Genomic DNA, 18,302 nt, shown 5'->3' on the forward strand with positions numbered 1-18,302 from the left:
ATACCGGCCAGCGGCCCCTGAAAGCGCCGCAATCTAGGCCTGACAGAAGACCGCACTCGATCACCAGTTCAAAAGGTCAGAAACCCTCTTGCATCACGGGCGGCAACCACAGAAGTCCTGACCCTAGCTGCTCACTCCGCCCAAAGTTCGAGCAGATGCCGCGCAATCGCCAATGGCGGCGGCACCATGAAAGGTGCACCCATATCGCCCGCGAGGGCCGCGCGCACCTCGGCGCGATCGACCCACATCGCCGCCTCAATCTCGGTCGTGTCGAGCGTCAGCGCGGCATCCTCTGCCGTCGCACGGCAGCCGATCATCAGCGACGAGGGGAAGGGCCAGGGCTGGCTGGCGACATAGGTCACGTCGCGCACGCGGATTCCCGCCTCTTCCCATAGCTCGCGCGCTACCGCCTCCTCGATCGATTCGCCCGGCTCGAGAAATCCGGCGAGCGCAGAAAAGAAACCGGGAGGAAAGCCGGGTTGCCGCCCGACGAGCACGCGCCCGTCATGCTCGGCGAGCATAATCACCACCGGATCGACGCGCGGGAAATGTTCGGCGCCGCACGCGTCGCACCGCCGCCCCCAGCCGCCGCGAAACAGTGTCGAGGGGGCGCCACAAACGGCGCAGAAACGGTGCCGCGCATGCCAGTCGACAAGGCTGCGCGCGCCGCCGTAAAGCGCCAGTTCTTCGCCCGAGAGCAGCGGGATGAGCCGCATCACGGTGCGCGACCGCGCATCGATCCGGGTACCGGAAGGCGCTTCGCGCACGAAACGCGGCGTGCCGTCTTCGTCGATCCCGAGCAGCATCAGGGCATGCCCGTCCGCGGAATCGAGCGGCTCCCAAACCAGCCCGCCGCCCTCGCCAGCCGCAAAGTCGATACCGTCGAGCCGCAGGCATAGCGCGCGCGGGTGCGCGACCGCTGCGGAAAACGCGTCGGGATCGACGCGCACCTGGTCGGCGCGGTCGAGCCGGTTCCCCGTAAAGCCGAGCGGCCGCAACATCAGGCCATCACATCCTTGAAAAAGGCCGGACCGAAGCCGCTCTGGAACGGCAGCGCCTCGGCAGGCATATATTGGGCATAGCCGCCCGCGCGATAACCGCGCTTGCGATCGACGAAGCCGATCGTTCCGGCAGCGCCGCCCCATCCGAAAATGCCTTCACCCGTCGGCGAGCTGGCGAGCGAAACACGCCCACCCGCGCCAAAGCCTTCGCCGGCGACAAAGCTGCCCCTTGTGTCGGCGCCTTCGGGGAGCAGGTTCGACATCGCGAGCCGGGCGGTTTCGGGTGACATGATGCGTACGCCGCCGGTCGCGCCTTCGCCAAGGAGCATCGCGAGGAATCGGTCGTAATCGCGCGCGCTCGACACCAGTCCGCCCCCGCCATAGGGCATCGGCGGCGGGTCGAGGTAGATCGAGCTTCGGGCCGGATCGATCGGCAGCAGCACACCGCCGAGCGGCGCATAGTTGGTCGTCAACCGGCCGACATCCGCTTCGGCGACGCGAAATCCCGTGCTTTTCATGCCGAGCGGATCGAATATCCGTTGCTTCAGAAAGGCATCGAACGGCTGACCCGATGCAACCTCGATGACCCGTCCCATCAGGTCGAGCCCGATCGAATAGCTCCAACGGGTTCCAGGCTCATAGACAAGCGGCAGGGTCGCGAGCCGGTCGGCAAAGGCCGTCAGGCTCGGCGCGGGCGTTATCGGCGGAAAGCCCGGAATCGGGAGCCGACTCACCTGCCCCCCGACTAGCCCCGCCTTGTTATAGGCGTCGCGCAGCGGTCCCTTCTGGATGATATTATAGCCCAGCCCCGCCGTGTGGGTGAGGAGGTGGCGCACCGTGATCAGCGTCTTCGCCGGCCGGAGATCGGCAAGCGATCCGTCGGGCGTATTCTGCACCTTCATGTTGGCGAACGCGGGCAAAAGATCGGCGATCGGCTGGTCGAGCCGCAACTTGCCTTCGTCGACCAGCAGCATTGCGGCGATTCCGGTGATGGGCTTGGTCATCGAATAGAGGCGCCACACCGTATCCGGGCCTACCGGCGTGGCCGAGTCCATCGCCTGCGTCCCCGCGCCAAAGAAGGTCGCGGCCTCCTGCCCCTTGCCGATAGCGGCGAGCGTCCCGGCAAGCTCGCGCCGGGCGACGAACCCATTGATGAAAGTGTGCGTCGCGGGATAGGCAGCCGCATCGGAACGCCAGGCAAGCGCAACGCCCGGAAGCATCGCCGCGCCGCCGCCGAACACCAATCCTCCCAACAGCGCGCGGCGCGAAACCATCATGTTCATCCATCACTCTCCCGCATTCGGTCGACCAGCTTGCGATAGAGCGTCGGCAGTCCTGCCGCGTCAAGCTCCGCAATCGGCCACCATTCGCCTTCCGCTGCGGCATCGGGGCTTTCGCGCGCGACAAGTTTCAGCGTCAGGTCGAAATGGGTGAAGCTGTGGCGCACTTCGGCAATAGCCGACTCGCGCGGCGGGGCGTCGGTCCATTCGCTCCCCGGCAAGGCGCGCATCCCGCCGAGCATTGCGCGCGGGGCACGACGCTCGAGCCAGACGTTATCGTCCGACCGTATCCAGTGAGCGACACCATGACGGTGCGGCTTGGCTTTTCTGGGAGGCTTGACCGGCAGGCGTACCGCATCGCTGGTTCCTCGCACCCGGCAATCGTCGGCAATCGGGCAATGCGCGCAATCGGGTGCCCGCGGCGTGCAAATGCGGGCACCGAGATCCATCAGCGCCTGAGCGAAATCGCCCGGCCGCGCCGCAGGAACAAACGGAGCGAGCGCCGCGCGGATTGCGCGCTTCGCTGCCGGAAGCGGCACCTCGATGCGCCGGTGGCGCGCGACTACCCGCTCAATGTTGGCATCGACGACCACGGCAGGGCGACCGAAGGCGATAGCAGCGACAGCGGCAGCGGTATAATCGCCAATTCCCGGCAGCGCGCGCAGCCCGGCCTCGTCATCGGGAAAGTGCCCGCCGTGATCGGCGACGACAGCGCGCGCGCAGGCGAGCAAGTTGCGCGCGCGGGCATAATAGCCGAGCCCCGCCCACGCTGCCATGACGTCGGCATCATCCGCCGCGGCAAGGTCGGCGAGCGTCGGCCAGAGCGCGGTGAAACCCGTAAAATATCCGGTGACGGCGGCAACGGTCGTCTGTTGCAGCATGATTTCGGCAAGCCACACGCGATAGGGGTCGGGCACGGCGCGGCTCCCCGGCGGGACGCGCCACGGCAGCGTGCGCGCCTCGCGGTCGTACCAGTCGAGCAGGCGGTTCGCGAAATCACCCGTAGCGGCGGTAGTTGTTGTGGATGGCTGGACGCTCACCCCCCGCCTATGGCATGGCGGCAGCCATGGCGAAAGACGCGGGCAAGGACAAAACGGTCGGAAAGGCCAAGGGAACGACGAAGGCCGGAAAGCCCGCCGCGCGTGCCTATGAGCGTCCGCGCGGCGGCGCCGCGCGCGCGATTTCGGACCTCGTCCCCGAAATCGGCCGCACTGCTTTTCGCAAATTCGGTTTCATCCAGAGCTCGGTCGTCAGCCGCTGGCGCGAAATCGTCGGCGACCGGCTGGCCGACGTCACCCAGCCCGCGATGATCCGCTTTCCCGCCGGGCAAAAGGCGGGCGGCACGCTGCACCTGACGATCAGCGGCGCGCACGCTCCGATGCTCCAGCATGTCGCGCCCGACATCATCGCCGTGGTCAACCGCTTCTTCGGCTATGCCGCGATTGCGCAGGTGCGGATGACGCATGGCGAGGTCGCCCCCGCGGCGCCTGTGCGCGAGCCTGCCATTCTCAAACCGGTCCCCGCCGAACTCGGCGACAGCCTGCGCGACATCGGCGATCCCGAACTGCGCACTGTGCTCGAGCGCATGGCCGCAGGTCTGGCGTCGACACCCAAACTGCCCAAAATTGGTTGAAAGGTTAGTGAATCGATGACCGCCAGAACGCACCGTATTGCGCGTCGCGCGGCACTCGCGCTTTTTTCCGGCGGCGCTCTCGCCCTCCTCACCGCCGTCACCCCTGCCAAGCCGCTAAACTGGTCGGCGACCGTATCGGTGAGCCCGATCGGCGCGCATATCGTCGGAAACCCCGCCGCGAAGGTACGGCTGGTCGAATATCTAAGCTATACATGCGGCACCTGCGGCGAATTCGAACGCGCCGGAGGCGCGCCGCTCAAGGCACAATATGTCGACCCCGGACTCGTTGCGGTCGAGTATCGCAACTTTGTGCGCGACCCGGTCGACATGACTGCCGCGCTGCTCGGGCGGTGCGGCGGCCCGAAGGCGTTTGCCGGCAATCACCGCGCCATCCTCGCCGCGCAACCCGATTGGCTCGCAAAAGTCCAGAAGGCGACTGATGCGCAGGTACAGAGCTGGTATCAAGGCAGCGTCAGCGCGCGAGCGCGCAAGATATCGGCCGACACCGGTCTGCGCGCGCTGATCGCGGCGCGCGGATTGAGCCCCGCGCAAATCGACGCCTGCCTCGACAGTGAAGTGGCGCAGGCCGAACTCGCCGGAATGACCAATGTCGGCCGAAACGCCGACCATGTCCACGGAACGCCTACCTTTTTCATTAACGGGCGCGAAGCGGGGGTGGTCGACTGGCCAAGCCTCAAAACGCGGCTCGACGCCGCGCTCAATGGCTCCTAAAAGCTCAATCAAAGACAACTTCCGGAGAAATACCGACCATGACCCCTTCGCTGCGCATCGCCCTGCTGTCCTCGCTCGGTGCCCTCGCCCTCGCCGGTTGCGGCGACAGCAAGACCGATCCCGCCAAGGAGCAGGACGTCATCGCCAAGATCGCAGCGCCCGAGGGCAAGAGCTGGTCCGAGGTCGTGAGCTTCGACGCTGATGGCAGCGCTGTCATGGGCAACCCCGAAGCGCCGATCAAGATTCAGGAATATGGCGCCTTCACCTGCGGCCACTGCGCCAGTTTCGCCCAGGAATCGCACGAGGAATTGAAGCGCGATTTCATCGACACCGGCCGCGTGTCGTTCAAGCTGACGCCTTTCATGCTCCATCCGATCGACGCGGTCGCGGGCGCGATCGTCAAATGCGCGGGACCCGAGCGCTATTTCCCGCTCGCCGATGCGACCTTCCTCGAACATGAGAATTTCATCGCCGGCGCACAGGCCGCGCCGGCGCAGCAGATCGAGAGCGCGATGGGGTTGCCCCCCGCGGAGCGGTTCAACGCAATGGCAGCAGCATGGAAGATCGACCAATTCTATCAGGCGCGCGGCGTTCCCGCGGACACGGTGAAGCAGTGTCTCGCCAACGTCGAAAATGTGACCGCGATCGAAAAGGGCACGAACGACGGCCAGAAAAAATATAATATCACCGGAACGCCGACCTTCATCATCAACGGGCAGGTCGCCGAAGGCATCACGACGTGGGGCCCGATGCGCGACCGGCTGCGCACGATGGGCGCGCGCTGATCAGAAATTACCGCCAATCCGGCCGTTCAACCCCCCTTGCGACTCCCCAGCCCGCGCGGCATGACGGAGCCAAGGGGGATTTGTGACGCAAAGGTTGCACGGCCTGCGATTCGGTAATCGGCACGAGGTGGCTTCGTGCAGATAAAGCGGCTGCGCCTCACCGGTTTCAAAAGTTTCGTCGAACCCACCGAACTGCGCATCGAGCCCGGACTGACCGGCGTCGTCGGGCCGAACGGCTGCGGCAAGTCGAACCTGCTCGAAGCGATCCGCTGGGTGATGGGCGAATCGTCGCCCAAATCGATGCGCGGCGGCGGGATGGAAGATGTCATCTTCGCGGGCACCTCGACGCGGCCCGCGCGCGATTTTGCCGAAGTCGCGATTCATTGCGACACCGAAGGCGCGGTCGTCGCAGGGCTTGCCGATGCGAGCGACGGGCATGAGCTGGAAATCATCCGCCGCATCGAACGCGGCGCGGGCAGCGCCTATCGCGCCAATGGCCGCGACGTCCGCGCCAAGGATGTCGCGCTGATCTTTGCCGACGCCGCGACCGGCGCGCACAGCCCCGCACTCGTCAGCCAGGGCAAGATCGCGAACGTCATCGCCGCCAAACCCGCCGACCGCCGCGCGATGCTGGAGGAGGCAGCGGGGATCGCCGGACTTCACGTCCGCCGTAAGGACGCCGAGCAAAAGCTGCGCGCGACCGAAACCAATTTGAACCGCCTGTCCGAAATCGTCGCCGACATGGAGGTGCGCGCCAACGCGCTGCGCCGCCAGGCGCGCGCCGCCGAACGCTATAAGCGGCTGTCGGACGAAATTCGCGTCGCCGAAGGGCGGTTGATCTATGCGCGCTGGCGCGATGCCGCCGCCGCGGCAGACCAGGCGCGGCGCGATGCCGATGCGGCGGAAGCGGCCGTCAAGGCTGCGCAGGCCGAGCTCGAAACCATTACCGCCGCGCAAACCGCTGTTGCCACACGCGTCGCCGAGGCACGCCGCGAGGCACAGGCGCAGCGCGATGCGCTTGCCGAAGCGAGCGCGGCGCAGGCACGACTCCAGGGCGAAGAGCGCGCCGCGCGGCAGCGGCTCGACGATCTCGCTGCGCAACAAGAGCGGCTTGCCGCCGACCGCGAGCGCGAGGGGGGCCTTGCGCGCGAGGCGCACGCCGCACTGACCGCGCTCGATGCCGAGGGGCGCACGCTCGCAAAGGAAGTTGCGAACCAAACGACGGGCAAGGCGGCGCTGGTCGAAGCCGACCAAGCCGCGCAGGCGCGGCTACGCGATGCCGAGGTCGCGCTCGCGCAGGCGCGCGCCAAGGCGGCGAGCGAAGCCGCCGACCGCCGCATCGCCGTGTCGGCGCGCGACAGCGCAGCCACAGCGCTACGACGGCTCGAAGAGGACAAGCGCCGCGTCGACGCCGAGGTCGCGGTGCTTGGCGACAGCGATGCGCTCGCAGCGCGGCTCGACGAGAGCCGGACCGCCGCCGCCGCATCGGAACAGGCGATCGCAGACGCCGAGCGCGCGCTCGACGAGGCTGAGGCCGACCGCACGGCCTGTGCGGCCGACGCCGGCGAAATCGAAGCCGCGCTCGCCGAAGCGCGCGCGGCGCTCGCCTCGCTCGACGGCGAAGCGGCGACGCTTGAGCGCGCACTCGCGGCGGCGCGCAGCGACGCGAACCGTATCCTCGACCAGATCCGCGTCGCGCCCGGTTACGAGACCGCGCTCGCGGCGGCGCTGGGCGACGATCTCGATGCGGGAACCGAACGCGATGCGGCGCGCAGTTGGCTCGGCGCTGAGCGCGCCGATGGCGAACCTGCGCTCCCCGCCGGGACCGAGGCACTCGCCGCGCACGTCACCGCACCGCCGACGCTTGCGCGCCGCCTCGCACAGGTTGCGGTGGCCGATAAAGACAGTGGCCAACCGCTTGCTGTGGGGCAGCGGCTTGTCACGGCCGACGGCATGATGCGGCGCTGGGACGGCTTCGTCTCGCGCGGCGATGGCGCGACCGCGAGCGAGCGGCTGATGCGCCAGAACCGCCTCGACGCGCTCGCCGCACAGCGCCCGCAGGTCGAGCTGGGAGTGCAGGAACTGCGCGACCGCCGCGACCGGACTGCGGTGCGCCTCGCCGGGCTGGTCGAGGCCGTGGCAGCCGCGCGCAAGCGGCTCGCGCAGGCCGACGAGGAACGCCGCGCCGCGCTGCGCGCTGCCGATCAGGCGCAAGCCGCGCTCGACCGTCACCGCGATGCGGCGGCGCTGTTCGACCGGCGGATTGGCGAACTATCGGCGGCGCTGGACGAGGCGAAGGCAGCGCTCGCCACGCAAGAGGCAGCGCTTGCCGCGCTCCCCGACGACAGCCTCGCGCGCGCCGCGCTCGACGCAGAGGAGCGCGCCGCCGACCGCGCGCGCGCCGACGCGGCGAACGCACGCGATGCGCTCGCAGCGCATGAACGCACGGTCAGCACACTGAGCGAGCGGCAAGCTGTCGTCGCCGCCGAGATCAAGAGCTGGAAGGCGCGGGCGGGCGAGGCGGCGCGGCGTGTCACCGACATGGACAAACGCGCCGACGCACTGGGCGCGGAGGCTGCGAAGCTTGCCGATATCCCCGGCCAGCTCGCACAGCAACGCGCTGAAGCCGAAGCCCGGCAGGCGACGCTGCGCGAGCAGCTTGCCGAGGTCGAGGCGCAGGAGCGCACCGCCGAAGCCGCGCTGCGCGAGGCCGAAACAGCGCTGTCGGCGATCCGCGAGCGCGTCGCCACCGCGCGCGAGGCGCGCGCGGGCGCCGTCGCGCGCTCCGAAAATGCCGAGATGCGGCGGATCGAAATGGGGCGCCTGTCGGGCGAGCGCTTCGAATGCCCGCCGCCCCTGCTTCCGCAAAAAGCAGGGTTCGACAGCGCGTCCGTCGGCGATGCCGCCGCCGAATCGGCCGCGCACGATCGGCTGATTGCAGACCGCGAGCGGTTGGGTCCGGTCAATCTGGTTGCCGCCGACGAGCTTGCCGAGCTCGATACCGAGCGCGAAAAGAGCGCCGCCGAGATCGAGGAGCTGCAACAGGCGGTCAATCGGCTGCGCGGATCGATCGGCAACCTCAACCGCGAGGGCCGCGTCCGCCTGCTCGCCGCCTTCGAAGCGGTGAACGGACATTTCCAGCGCCTGTTCACAACCTTGTTCAACGGCGGCCAGGCACATCTCGAGCTTGTCGATTCGGACGACCCGCTCGAGGCGGGCCTCGAAATCATGGCGCAGCCGCCGGGCAAGCGGCTCGGCACGCTCACCTTGCTGTCGGGCGGCGAACAGGCGCTGACTGCGGTCGCGCTGATATTCGGCCTGTTCCTCACCAACCCCGCCCCGATCTGCGTCCTCGACGAGGTCGACGCACCGCTCGACGACGCGAATATCGAGCGTTTCTGCGATCTGCTCGACCGGATGACGCGCGAAACGAAAACGCGCTATCTGATCGTGACGCACAATGCGGTGACGATGGCGCGGATGCACCGTCTGTTCGGGGTAACGATGATCGAGCGCGGCGTCAGCCGTCTCGTCTCGGTCGATCTGGGCAGCGCCGAGGAATTGCTCGCCGCCGAATAGGCCTCAGGGCGCGCTGCCAACCACGAGCATCGCCGCGAAGACGAGCAACCCCGCAAAGCGGTTGCTGCGGAACTTGGCGAGCGCGTCCTCCCCGCTTTTCGGGTCGAGCGTCACCACCTGCCCCGCAAAATGGAGTGTCGCGGGGACGAGCGCGACGAAGACGAGCGGGTCGGGCCGGACCGACCACAGCGCCCCCGCCCAGCAACCTATCGCCGTCGCATAGCACAGCGCGACGCCGCCGCGGACCCGTCCGCCAAGCGCGCGCGCGCTCGATTTGACGCCGACGAGCATGTCGTCCTCGATATCCTGCAGCGCATAGATGGTATCATATCCGATCACCCAGGCGATGCAGCCCGCATAGAGCAACGGCAGCGCAAGCCCCTGCGCGCCGCCGACCGCGACCCAGCCGACGAGCGCGCCCCAGCTGAACACAAGCCCGAGCCACGCCTGCGGCCACCAGGTGATCCGCTTCATGAACGGATAGGCGGCGACGAGAATCAGGCTCGCGAGGGCGACGATCTGCGCCTTGAGCGGGAGCTGCAGAAGCACGACGAGTCCGACGAGTGCCAATATCGCCGTCCAGATGGCGGCAGCGCGCACCGACACGGCGCCGCTCGCGACCGGCCGCGACGCCGTTCGCGCGACTTTCGCATCAAGATTGCGATCGACGATATCATTATAGACGCACCCCGCGCCGCGCATTGCGATTGCGCCGACGAGCATCCACAGGAGTAGCGGCCAATACGGACGTGCACCGCCCGCAAGCGCGATCCCGAAGGCGCAGGGCCAGAAAAGCAGCCACCAGCCGATCGGACGGTCGAACCGCGCGAGCAGCGCATAGGGACGAAGCGCGGCGGGAAGGAGCGCGACAAGTCCCTTGAGCTGGCTGTCGGGAGGATGGGCTGCAGTCATCGGCCTGCGGGCGATAGCAGCAGCCGTGCCTGCAATAAATGGTCGATTCGCCGATCGGTTCGATCAGTCGCAGGTCGACGGCGTCACGCCGTTGGACGGATATATCTGCGACAAGTCGCGCCCTTCGCGAATATTGAACGCAGCGGTCGACCGGATTGTCCGCGGCCCCATCCAGCTTCCATAGGCAAGCGGCTTGTACTGATAGACGATTTCGACGAACATCACGGCCGATCCCAATGGCGCGGTCACTTCGCGGGAAGGCGGACCCATTCCGGGAAAATCGGTTCCGGTCTCTCCGTCGCCCTCCTTGCCAAATGAGGACTCGACGCCCAGATTGCCGTAGCAACGCTGCCAGTGGATCCACTGGCCACCGTCGCTGTTGCGTTCGAGGCTCGACAGGATGATGCGCCCGCGCGCACCAAGATCGAGACCGCTGCCTTGCTGTTCGGCACCCGTGAAAACTTCATTCACGTCGACTTCGCGGACGCGCGGCAACGACAGGTTGCTGCCGACGGCGATACGCGATGCGTTGTCGGCCGCGCTCAGGCCGATCTGGCTGATCCGCGTATGCGAAAGCGTGAGCCACGCCATTTCCATCCCACCGATCCCCAGAAGGACGAGCAGCGGGATGCAGAATGCCATTTCGATCATGACGGTCGCGCGCCGGTCGCGAAGCAGCCGCACGCGGCGCATGGCGCGAGCCGCCGCGATGCGGCAGCGGCGAGACGAAAGTTTCATCATTTGCATATGACCTCGCTTGTCGACGAGTCGGCGGCATAAGGCTGGTTGCGAAGGACGGTCGACGACGTCAGCGTCATCTCCTGCGGCTGGCCAAGCATGTTCCACACCGGCAATACCCGGTCGAAGGTCATCGACACGCGATAGAGCACGACGTCGTCGGCGCCACCGTTGCCGCTGGCACCGCGGTCGGCTTCCCAGCTGCCGGAGCTGTTCAGATCCTCGAAGCATTCGCCCGGATCCCAGACGCCATTGCCATTATTGTCGCTCAGCGGCTCAGGCTTGCCGACATCGCTGAAACTTTCATAGGCAAGGCGTTCAAATTCGACGTCGGCGTGACCGAAAACCTCGAGCACCCGCGCCTCGACGCGCGCGTCGAGCGCCGTCTGGTCGTCGGCATAGCTTTCGAGCGTCGACAGGCGTGCTGCCTGACTGACAGCCCCCTGGAGCACCTGCTTGGCATAGAGCTGCCAGCAATAGTCGAAGACGCCCATCAGGAGCAGCAGGAACACCGGTGCCGTCAGGGCGAACTCGATCAACGCGGTCCCGCGCTTGTTGCGGCGAAGGCGGCGGATGAAAGACAGGCGCCGGGTCATTGCGACAGCCTCAACTTGGAAATTTCGCGCGCAATTGCCTGGAAGTTATCGTTGAGCTGTTGGGCATTATTGGCCTGATATGCCTTGCCCGGGGTCGCGCAATTTTGGAGCCTTGTGGTCAACGAGGTCCCGAAGCTGACGACCCAGACAGTGATATTCTTTGCCTTTGCGCGCTCGCAAAGCTGGCTGAAGCGGTTGTTGTGGCGATTGACGGCATCGCTGTCGCTTGTGGCGCCGATGCGCGCGATGACCTGTTCGAGCCCCTGATGCGAATAGTTGGACCGCGGCGTATTCATGTCGCCGTCGGTCATATAGAGAATGTGGCGCGCGATAGGACGGTTGTTGGGCGCCGTGGCGTTTTCGCTGGCGAAAAGCCCTGTCGGCGAGATCATCCGTGCACCCCAGACCATCCCCGAATCATGATAGGTATAGCCGTGCGCCTTCAACTGCCCGATATAGTCGACGAACACTGACCGGTCGGCCGCTTTGAGCGGCGTGAGCTTCATGACCGGCACGGGGCAGGCCCCAAGGTCACCCTTGACCGCCTTGTCCTCGAAACTGTCGACATGGCTCGTGCTGCTCGATGTCGTCGTCGCCGATGAACTTCGGCTGTAGGCAAAATCGGGCAGAAACAGCTTCCATTTGGTCGCGTCGTCTGACGTCGGGACCATGTCGATATCCATGTCATAGGCGCTGCTCGGCGCCGTTGTCGAAGAATTGAAGGCTGTCGTTTGCCGCTCCATCACGCAGCCGTCCCAATTGGCTGTAACATCAACGCCCTTGGTCCCCGTGTCGAGCGTCAGCGCTCCTCCGGACTTGACCGCAGAAACATCGACATCGACCCGGTTCTGGTAGGTGAAGTATGAGAACACCATCACGGGCGGCTCTTTGAGCGTTCCCGGCGTTGAGCGCACATACTCCATCGTCCGCGACTGCAACTGGCATTTGTTGCTTGCCCAATTGTACCGATATTGTTTGTACCGATAGGCTTGGTTTTCGTCGAAGTTCGTAATGCGATTCTGCTCGCCGTCGATATATTGTCCGGTCTGCGTCGACGTCGCGGACCCCGAAGGTGAGGCCGGATCGTCGGGTGGAGGCGTGAGCGCGGAACAGGCTGCGCTGTTGTTCGCATAGCTTTTCCCGCCCTCGTTCGACCATCCGGTAATCGCGCTTACGGGGCCATTTGCAGGGGAGCCATAGGTGGTCGTCCCGCCATTATAGCCGGGAGTGAATGTGGGGACGCGCGACGGAATTGTAACCTTGTCCGACAACCAGCTGGGGTCAGCCGAGTAAAGGACCGATCCGACGTTGACCGTAGCGCTGTAGGGAACAACGCCGAATCGCAGGCGGCCGTCACCGAGCTCAGCCGTGGTCAGCGTGTCAAAAAAGTCGATCGACGCTTCTTTCAGCGCCTCGAGCCGCGAAACCGAGTCGCCCGAATTGACCGTGTCCATCGACCCCGTCACGTCGAGCACGAGCATGACGTCGGCATTCGAGATTTCGAGCTTGGCGGCGCAATTGGCCGTCAGGTCGAAATTTTCGAAACCAAATACATGCATCATCGACGTCGGAAGACGGGCGGTCGCCGTTCCGACGACGTCGGAGGTTCCTTGCGGCTGCGATTCAAAGGTCACGCCCTCGCTGCCATAGACGCTCGCGGGATAGTTGAAGTCGAACATCTTGGCCGCTTCGGCCTTGGCGTCTTCGGTATAGGTCGATGCGCCCATGTAGCGGCGACCCGCGAGCACACCCGCGTCGCAAGCCTGTTGCAGGCGCAATTGCGCCATATAGGCGCGGCCGATGTCGATGCCCGATCCGACGATGCCGACCACAGGTACGATAGCCGCCGCAGTCAGCATCATGGCGTTGCCGCCCGAATCGCGAACCAGTTTCGCTGTCCCTTGCCGCAAGCGGCTGATCCAGGTCCCTCGCATGGTCTAACACCCCTCTTGGGCCAGACGCGCGCCCCACTAGATGCGTGACTGGTATCCGGCACGTAGGGAGAAACTGCTTACCAAAATGCTAATCGGCGAGCGCGAGAACCGCGCAAATCCGCGATTCTGCTTCGATTTGGGACAAGGCCGATCAGTCCATAGCGGTTGATGCACAAAATAGCGCAAGCTGCTATCGGACCTCCATGCCCGCCACTCCCGCATGGCCGCCCGCCAGCACACCCCGCCTGTTCATGGATTCGCCGTTGGCGCCTATGGCCACGCCGGTCGTCGAAGGGGCCGCGGCCCATTATCTGCTGAACGTCATGCGGATGAAGCCGGGCGATCCCATATTGCTGTTCGACAATCGCAGCGGCGAATGGCTCGGTACTGTCGCCGAAGCCGCAAAACGCGCGCTTACTATCCGGATCGAACGGCAGGTGCGCGCAATCGAAGCCGTCCCTGACCTGTGGCTCTGCTTCGCCCCGGTCAAGAAGGCGCGGCTCGACTGGATTATCGAAAAGGCAACCGAGCTCGGCGTCGCACGCCTGCAACCCGTGGTTACCGAACGCACGATCGTCGAGCGGGTCAAGCGCGAACGGATCGCGGCGCAGATTGTCGAGGCCTGCGAACAATGCGGCCGCACAGCCCTTCCCGAACTTGCCGATCCGGTAAAGCTTCCCGCGCTCCTGAAGCACTGGCCTGCCGATCGCGCACTGCTTTTCGCCGACGAGGCAGGCGGGGTCGCGATCGCCGACCTCGACGCACCAGCCCCCGCCGCGATTCTGACCGGGCCGGAGGGTGGCTTCACCGACCGCGAGCGCGACGCCCTGCTGTCGACTGCCGCCACCCGCCGATTGTCGCTGGGCCCGCGGACCCTGCGCGCCGAAACCGCTGCGATTGCGGCGATAAGCCTGTGGATGGCACAGTACGGCGACTGGAACGGAGCCCCCGAGCCGCTTCGTTAGCATGAAACAGGCATGTTCGCGCGAAAGCGCGCTCATGATAGGTCGGGCTAGGGCGATGTCGGTTGCGCGGGGGCGAGCGGTGCCGGCAAAAGTCCCCCCCTGGGGCGGGGCCTTTGCAGGCGACACCCTTTTCGCAGCCACCGCGCCGCTGGCCCCGACACCCGCGATGGCGATCGCCTTCACCGTCACCGTCAACCGATCACCAACGGCCCCGATTGAATTTTATACCGAACCGTCTAAATGCGCGAAATGAGCACGCGCACCGTTTCGGACAGCAACGATCCTATCATCGAGAATCGCGACCAGCTCGCGGCCCCCATGGCAAAGGGCGAAAAGCCCCGCGAACAATGGCGCATCGGCACCGAGCATGAAAAATTCGTCTATCGGGTCAGCGATCACCGCGCGCCCGGCTATGACGAGCCCGGCGGCATCCACGATCTGTTGATGGCGCTTACCCGCTTCGGCTGGGAGCCGGTAGTCGAGGGCGGCAAGGTCATCGCACTGTCGGGCAGCGACGGCACGGTCAGCCTCGAACCGGCGGGCCAGCTCGAACTGTCGGGGGCACCGCTCGAAAATCTCCACCAGACCTGCGCCGAAACCGGTCGCCATCTGAAGCAGGTGAAAGAAGTTGGCGCCGAGCTTGGCCTCGGCTTCCTCGGGCTCGGCATGTGGCCCGACAAGGCGCGCGCCGACCTGCCGATCATGCCCAAGGGGCGCTACAAGATCATGCTCGCCCATATGCCGCGCGTCGGCAGTCTTGGACTCGACATGATGCTGCGCACCTGCACTATCCAGACCAACCTCGACTATGCAAGCGAGGCGGACATGGCGCAGAAATTTCGCGTCAGCCTGGCCCTGCAGCCGCTCGCGACCGCGCTCTTTGCCTCCTCGCCCTTCACCGAGGGCAAACCCAACGGATTCATGTCGTATCGCAGCCACATCTGGACCGACACCGACCCTGCCCGCACCGGGATGCTCCCCTTCGTGTTCGAGGAAGGCTTCGGCTATGACCGCTATGTCGACTATATGCTCGACGTGCCGATGTATTTCGTCTTCCGCGACGGCAAATATATCGATGCTGCGGGGCAAAGTTTTCGCGATTTCCTGAAGGGCGAGCTTCCCGCGCTGCCCGGCGAGCTGCCGCGACAATCCGACTGGACCGATCATCTGTCGACGGCGTTCCCCGAGGTGCGGCTCAAAAGCTTCCTCGAAATGCGCGGCGCCGATGGGGGACCGTGGAACCGCATTTGCGCGCTTCCCGCGCTGTGGGTGGGCTTGCTCTACGATCAGGGCGCACTCGATGCCGCGTGGGATCTGGTCAAGGGGTGGAGCATCGAGGAACAGCAGGCACTGCGCGACGCGGTCCCGCGCGAGGGACTATGCGCCCCCGCGCCGGGTGGCGGAACGCTGGGCGATCTCGCCCACCGCGTACTCGACATCGCCGCCGCCGGCCTTGCCGCGCGCGGCGAGGTCAACTCGATGGGCGATAATGAGGTCGGCTTCCTCGAGCCGCTTCGCCGGATTGCCAAGACGGGCAATTCGCCCGCGCACGACCTGCTCGATCGCTTCGACGGCGAATGGGCGGGCGATCTATCGCGCATCTACGACGAGCTCAGCTTCTGACGGGCGTAACCATTCGCCAAAGTGCAGCAATTTCGCAACACTGTTGACATGAATGTCGACCGGGAACGCGCGAGCGGTTGACGCTGCCCGTTTCGGCGGCCACGCATTGCGCGTTTTTTTACCTCTCCCACCGTCCCATCTTTGTCAGGAAGCTTGCCATGCGCCACTTTCCTTCCGCTATCGCTATATCCGTCGCCCTCGCCTCTGCCGGCTGGGTAGCCCCTGCCGTCGCGCAGGACGCACCTGCCGTTGATCAGGGCGGGCTTGGCGAGATCATCGTCACCGCGCAGCGCCGTGAGGAAAATCTGCAGGACGTGCCGATTTCGATCACGACCGTGTCGGGCGACAAGCTCGACGCGATCGGGGCCGGCGGACAGGATGTGCGCGCGCTTTCGGCCCGCGTCCCCAGCCTCGTCGTCGAATCCTCGTTTGGCCGCACTTTCCCGCGCTTTTACATCCGCGGGCTCGGCAACACCGATTTCGACTTCAACGCATCGCAGCCAGTCAGCCTCGTCTATGACGATGTTGTCCTCGAAAACCCGATCCTGAAAGGCTTTCCGGTGTTCGACGTCGACCGCGTCGAAGTGCTGCGCGGGCCGCAGGGCACCCTCTTCGGCCGCAACACGCCGGCAGGGATCGTGAAGTTCGACTCGGCCAAGCCGACCGACTATCTCAGCGGCTACGGCCGCGTCTCCTATGGTCGATTCAACGCGGTCAACGCGCAGGGCGCGGTCAGCGGCCCGCTCGGCGACAAGGTCGATGTCCGCCTGTCGGCGCTCTATCAGCGTCAGGACGATTATGTCGACAATGTGCTCCCCGGTGGCACCCAGGAAAACGCGCTTGAGGGCTTCGACGAATTTGCGCTCCGTTTTCAGGGGCTCGTCAAGCCGACCGACAATCTCGACATCTTGCTGACGGGCCAGCTTCGCCGCCTCAACGGCACTGCGCGCGTGTTCCGCGCCAATGTCTTCACGCGGGGCGAAAAGGGGCTCAACGAAAATTTCGATCGCTTCCGCGTATCAACCGACGGCCAGAACGAACAGCGCGTGCGCACCGGCAACGCCTCGGCACGCATCACATGGGATCTCGGCCCCGTTTCGCTGATCTCGGTCTCCAGCCTGTGGAAGGGCCACGCCACCTCAGTCGGCGACGTCGACGGCGGCTTTGGCGCCAACTTCCTGCCACCGAACCTCTATGGTCCCGGCGAAATCCCCTTCACTGCCGAGACGCGCGACAGCGTTCCGCACCTGTCGCAATTCACGCAGGAGATCCGGATCGCGAGCAACGGCAACACGCCGGTGAGCTATCAGGCCGGCTTCTTCTATTTCGACGAAGACCTCGACATCGTCAGTGAAAATTATTCGACGCTCGGCGATCCGCTCAATGCGCCCGGCGGCGTCAACATTGTCGTCAGCCAGATGCAGCGCAGCAAGGCCTATGGCCTGTTCGGCTCGCTGACTTGGCAGGCGACCGATCAGCTCAGCATCACCGGCGGCATCCGCTACAATGACGACAAGCGGCGGTACGAGGTCGTGCGCAGCCACGATTCGCAATTCCCGGTCTTCCTGCAGAATCCGCTCGGGACGGTGAACCGCCGCGTCAGCGACAACAATGTGACGTGGGACGCGAATGTTACCTATGCAGCGACCGACGACATCAACCTTTATGCGCGCGTCGCGCGCGGCTATCGCGCGCCGAGCATCCAGGGTCGCATCCTCTTCCCGCCCGCGACCGCTACGCCGCTCGAATCGGGCGTGACGATCGGCGATTCGGAAACGATCACCTCCTATGAAGCCGGGCTCAAGTCGACGCTGCTCGACGGCCGCGCGCGCTTCAACCTGTCGGGCTTTCTCTATGACCTCAACGATGCGCAGCTCACCGCAGTCGGCGGCGGGGTCAATGCGAACCGCCTGATCAACGCGAAGAATGTCCGCGGCTATGGCATCGAGGCCGACCTCGAACTTGCTCCCGTAGACGGCATGCTGCTGACGGCGGGGCTCAGCTACAACCATACCGAGATTCGCGATCCGAACCTGACCACCGCCGCATGTGGTGCGACGCGCGTCGACACCTTCCCCAATGTGTCGCTGTGCACGATCCTCGACCCGATCGTCACGCCCGCCGCGCCTTTCGCGCCTGCGATCGTCAACATCGACGGCAACAGCCTGCCGCAGGCGCCGCGCTGGATCGCGAACTGGACCGCCAAATATGGCGTGCCGATGGGCGACGGCGAGCTCTATGTCTTCACCGACTGGTCCTATCGTTCGAAGATCAACTTCTTCCTCTACGAATCGGTCGAGTTTCAGGACGGCCACCAGCTCGAGGGCGGCGTACGCGTCGGGTACAAGACCGACAGCTTCGACGTTGCGGCCTTTGTCCGCAACCTGACGAACGATAAGTCTGCGGTCGGGGCGATCGACTTCAACAACCTGACCGGCTTCGTCAACGAGCCCCGTATCTGGGGCGTCGAGGCGGGCTTCAAATTCTGATGATCTGATTGTCGGGCGGGCGCTCGCGGGCGCCC

General features: G+C 65.5%; 14 protein-coding genes. 7 read left to right on the forward strand and 7 right to left on the reverse strand.

What is annotated here, in order from left to right:
* Nucleotides 1-131: 131 nt before the first annotated feature.
* The 3 genes from nudC to H7692_RS08440 are packed head-to-tail and all read right to left on the reverse strand — an operon-like array spanning nt 132 to nt 3,321.
* Nucleotides 132-1,001: an NAD(+) diphosphatase gene (gene nudC, locus H7692_RS08430; protein WP_201928698.1), complete on the reverse strand. Its 870-nt coding sequence runs from the start codon at nt 999-1,001 to the stop codon at nt 132-134.
* On the reverse strand, nt 1,001-2,284 hold the full coding sequence (locus tag H7692_RS08435) for a serine hydrolase domain-containing protein (RefSeq protein WP_201928697.1): 1,284 nt from the start codon (nt 2,282-2,284) through the stop codon (nt 1,001-1,003). Before H7692_RS08435 ends, nudC begins: the two co-directional genes overlap by 1 nt.
* Nucleotides 2,281-3,321: an A/G-specific adenine glycosylase gene (locus tag H7692_RS08440; RefSeq protein ID WP_201928696.1), complete on the reverse strand. Its 1,041-nt coding sequence runs from the start codon at nt 3,319-3,321 to the stop codon at nt 2,281-2,283. The genes H7692_RS08435 and H7692_RS08440 overlap by 4 nt, the downstream gene beginning before the upstream one ends.
* 14 nt (nt 3,322-3,335) lie before the next feature.
* On the opposite strand from H7692_RS08440, the gene H7692_RS08445 reads away from it, so the two are divergent.
* The 4 genes from H7692_RS08445 (at nt 3,336) to smc (ending at nt 9,010) form a co-directional block, all read left to right on the forward strand.
* The gene (locus tag H7692_RS08445; protein WP_390881122.1) at nt 3,336-3,914 is read left to right on the forward strand and encodes a DUF721 domain-containing protein; all 579 of its coding nucleotides are present in this window, start codon (nt 3,336-3,338) and stop codon (nt 3,912-3,914) included.
* Nucleotides 3,915-3,929: 15 nt separating this feature from the next.
* Nucleotides 3,930-4,646, forward strand: a complete 717-nt coding sequence (locus H7692_RS08450) for a DsbA family protein (protein ID WP_201928695.1) — start codon at nt 3,930-3,932, stop codon at nt 4,644-4,646.
* Between the two features lie 38 nt (nt 4,647-4,684).
* The gene (locus H7692_RS08455) at nt 4,685-5,431 is read left to right on the forward strand and encodes a thioredoxin domain-containing protein (RefSeq protein ID WP_222136436.1); all 747 of its coding nucleotides are present in this window, start codon (nt 4,685-4,687) and stop codon (nt 5,429-5,431) included.
* A gap of 135 nt (nt 5,432-5,566) precedes the next feature.
* Nucleotides 5,567-9,010, forward strand: coding sequence for a chromosome segregation protein SMC (smc, locus tag H7692_RS08460; RefSeq protein ID WP_222136439.1), 3,444 nt, complete (start codon nt 5,567-5,569; stop codon nt 9,008-9,010).
* 3 nt (nt 9,011-9,013) lie between these two features.
* On the opposite strand, the gene ubiA is transcribed toward smc, so the two are convergent.
* From ubiA to H7692_RS08480, 4 genes are all read right to left on the reverse strand, one after another.
* On the reverse strand, nt 9,014-9,922 hold the full coding sequence (ubiA, locus tag H7692_RS08465) for a 4-hydroxybenzoate octaprenyltransferase (protein WP_201928692.1): 909 nt from the start codon (nt 9,920-9,922) through the stop codon (nt 9,014-9,016).
* A gap of 63 nt (nt 9,923-9,985) precedes the next feature.
* The gene (locus tag H7692_RS08470) at nt 9,986-10,663 is read right to left on the reverse strand and encodes a TadE/TadG family type IV pilus assembly protein (protein WP_227340054.1); all 678 of its coding nucleotides are present in this window, start codon (nt 10,661-10,663) and stop codon (nt 9,986-9,988) included.
* The gene (locus H7692_RS08475) at nt 10,660-11,256 is read right to left on the reverse strand and encodes a TadE/TadG family type IV pilus assembly protein (RefSeq protein ID WP_222136441.1); all 597 of its coding nucleotides are present in this window, start codon (nt 11,254-11,256) and stop codon (nt 10,660-10,662) included. The genes H7692_RS08470 and H7692_RS08475 overlap by 4 nt, the downstream gene beginning before the upstream one ends.
* Nucleotides 11,253-13,118, reverse strand: a complete 1,866-nt coding sequence (locus H7692_RS08480) for a VWA domain-containing protein (protein WP_261312258.1) — start codon at nt 13,116-13,118, stop codon at nt 11,253-11,255. Before H7692_RS08480 ends, H7692_RS08475 begins: the two co-directional genes overlap by 4 nt.
* A 275-nt stretch (nt 13,119-13,393) precedes the next feature.
* Between H7692_RS08480 and H7692_RS08485 the strand changes: the two genes are divergently transcribed.
* The 3 genes from H7692_RS08485 (at nt 13,394) to H7692_RS08495 (ending at nt 18,267) form a co-directional block, all read left to right on the forward strand.
* Nucleotides 13,394-14,155, forward strand: a complete 762-nt coding sequence (locus H7692_RS08485) for a 16S rRNA (uracil(1498)-N(3))-methyltransferase (protein ID WP_222136445.1) — start codon at nt 13,394-13,396, stop codon at nt 14,153-14,155.
* Nucleotides 14,156-14,404: 249 nt separating this feature from the next.
* Nucleotides 14,405-15,778, forward strand: a complete 1,374-nt coding sequence (locus tag H7692_RS08490; protein WP_222136447.1) for a glutamate--cysteine ligase — start codon at nt 14,405-14,407, stop codon at nt 15,776-15,778.
* 158 nt (nt 15,779-15,936) lie between these two features.
* Nucleotides 15,937-18,267 (forward strand): TonB-dependent receptor, encoded by a 2,331-nt coding sequence (locus H7692_RS08495; protein ID WP_227340055.1) that lies wholly within the window; start codon nt 15,937-15,939, stop codon nt 18,265-18,267.
* Nucleotides 18,268-18,302: the final 35 nt, after the last annotated feature.

The organism is Sphingopyxis sp. P8, from assembly GCF_020622175.1.
In the GTDB taxonomy this organism is placed as follows: domain Bacteria; phylum Pseudomonadota; class Alphaproteobacteria; order Sphingomonadales; family Sphingomonadaceae; genus Sphingopyxis; species Sphingopyxis jiangsuensis.

Excerpts from the sequence above, each read along its gene's own strand:
- nudC (WP_201928698.1), bottom strand. The coding sequence starts at position 1,001 with ATGTTGCGGCCGCTCGGCTTTACGGGGAACCGGCTCGACCGCGCCGAC.
- H7692_RS08435 (WP_201928697.1), bottom strand. The coding sequence starts at position 2,284 with ATGAACATGATGGTTTCGCGCCGCGCGCTGTTGGGAGGATTGGTGTTC.
- H7692_RS08445 (WP_390881122.1), top strand. The coding sequence starts at position 3,336 with ATGGCGGCAGCCATGGCGAAAGACGCGGGCAAGGACAAAACGGTCGGA.
- H7692_RS08450 (WP_201928695.1), top strand. The coding sequence starts at position 3,930 with ATGACCGCCAGAACGCACCGTATTGCGCGTCGCGCGGCACTCGCGCTT.
- H7692_RS08455 (WP_222136436.1), top strand. The coding sequence starts at position 4,685 with ATGACCCCTTCGCTGCGCATCGCCCTGCTGTCCTCGCTCGGTGCCCTC.
- ubiA (WP_201928692.1), bottom strand. The coding sequence starts at position 9,922 with ATGACTGCAGCCCATCCTCCCGACAGCCAGCTCAAGGGACTTGTCGCG.
- H7692_RS08470 (WP_227340054.1), bottom strand. The coding sequence starts at position 10,663 with ATGATGAAACTTTCGTCTCGCCGCTGCCGCATCGCGGCGGCTCGCGCC.
- H7692_RS08475 (WP_222136441.1), bottom strand. The coding sequence starts at position 11,256 with ATGACCCGGCGCCTGTCTTTCATCCGCCGCCTTCGCCGCAACAAGCGC.
- H7692_RS08480 (WP_261312258.1), bottom strand. The coding sequence starts at position 13,118 with ATGATGCTGACTGCGGCGGCTATCGTACCTGTGGTCGGCATCGTCGGA.
- H7692_RS08485 (WP_222136445.1), top strand. The coding sequence starts at position 13,394 with ATGCCCGCCACTCCCGCATGGCCGCCCGCCAGCACACCCCGCCTGTTC.
- H7692_RS08490 (WP_222136447.1), top strand. The coding sequence starts at position 14,405 with ATGAGCACGCGCACCGTTTCGGACAGCAACGATCCTATCATCGAGAAT.
- H7692_RS08495 (WP_227340055.1), top strand. The coding sequence starts at position 15,937 with ATGCGCCACTTTCCTTCCGCTATCGCTATATCCGTCGCCCTCGCCTCT.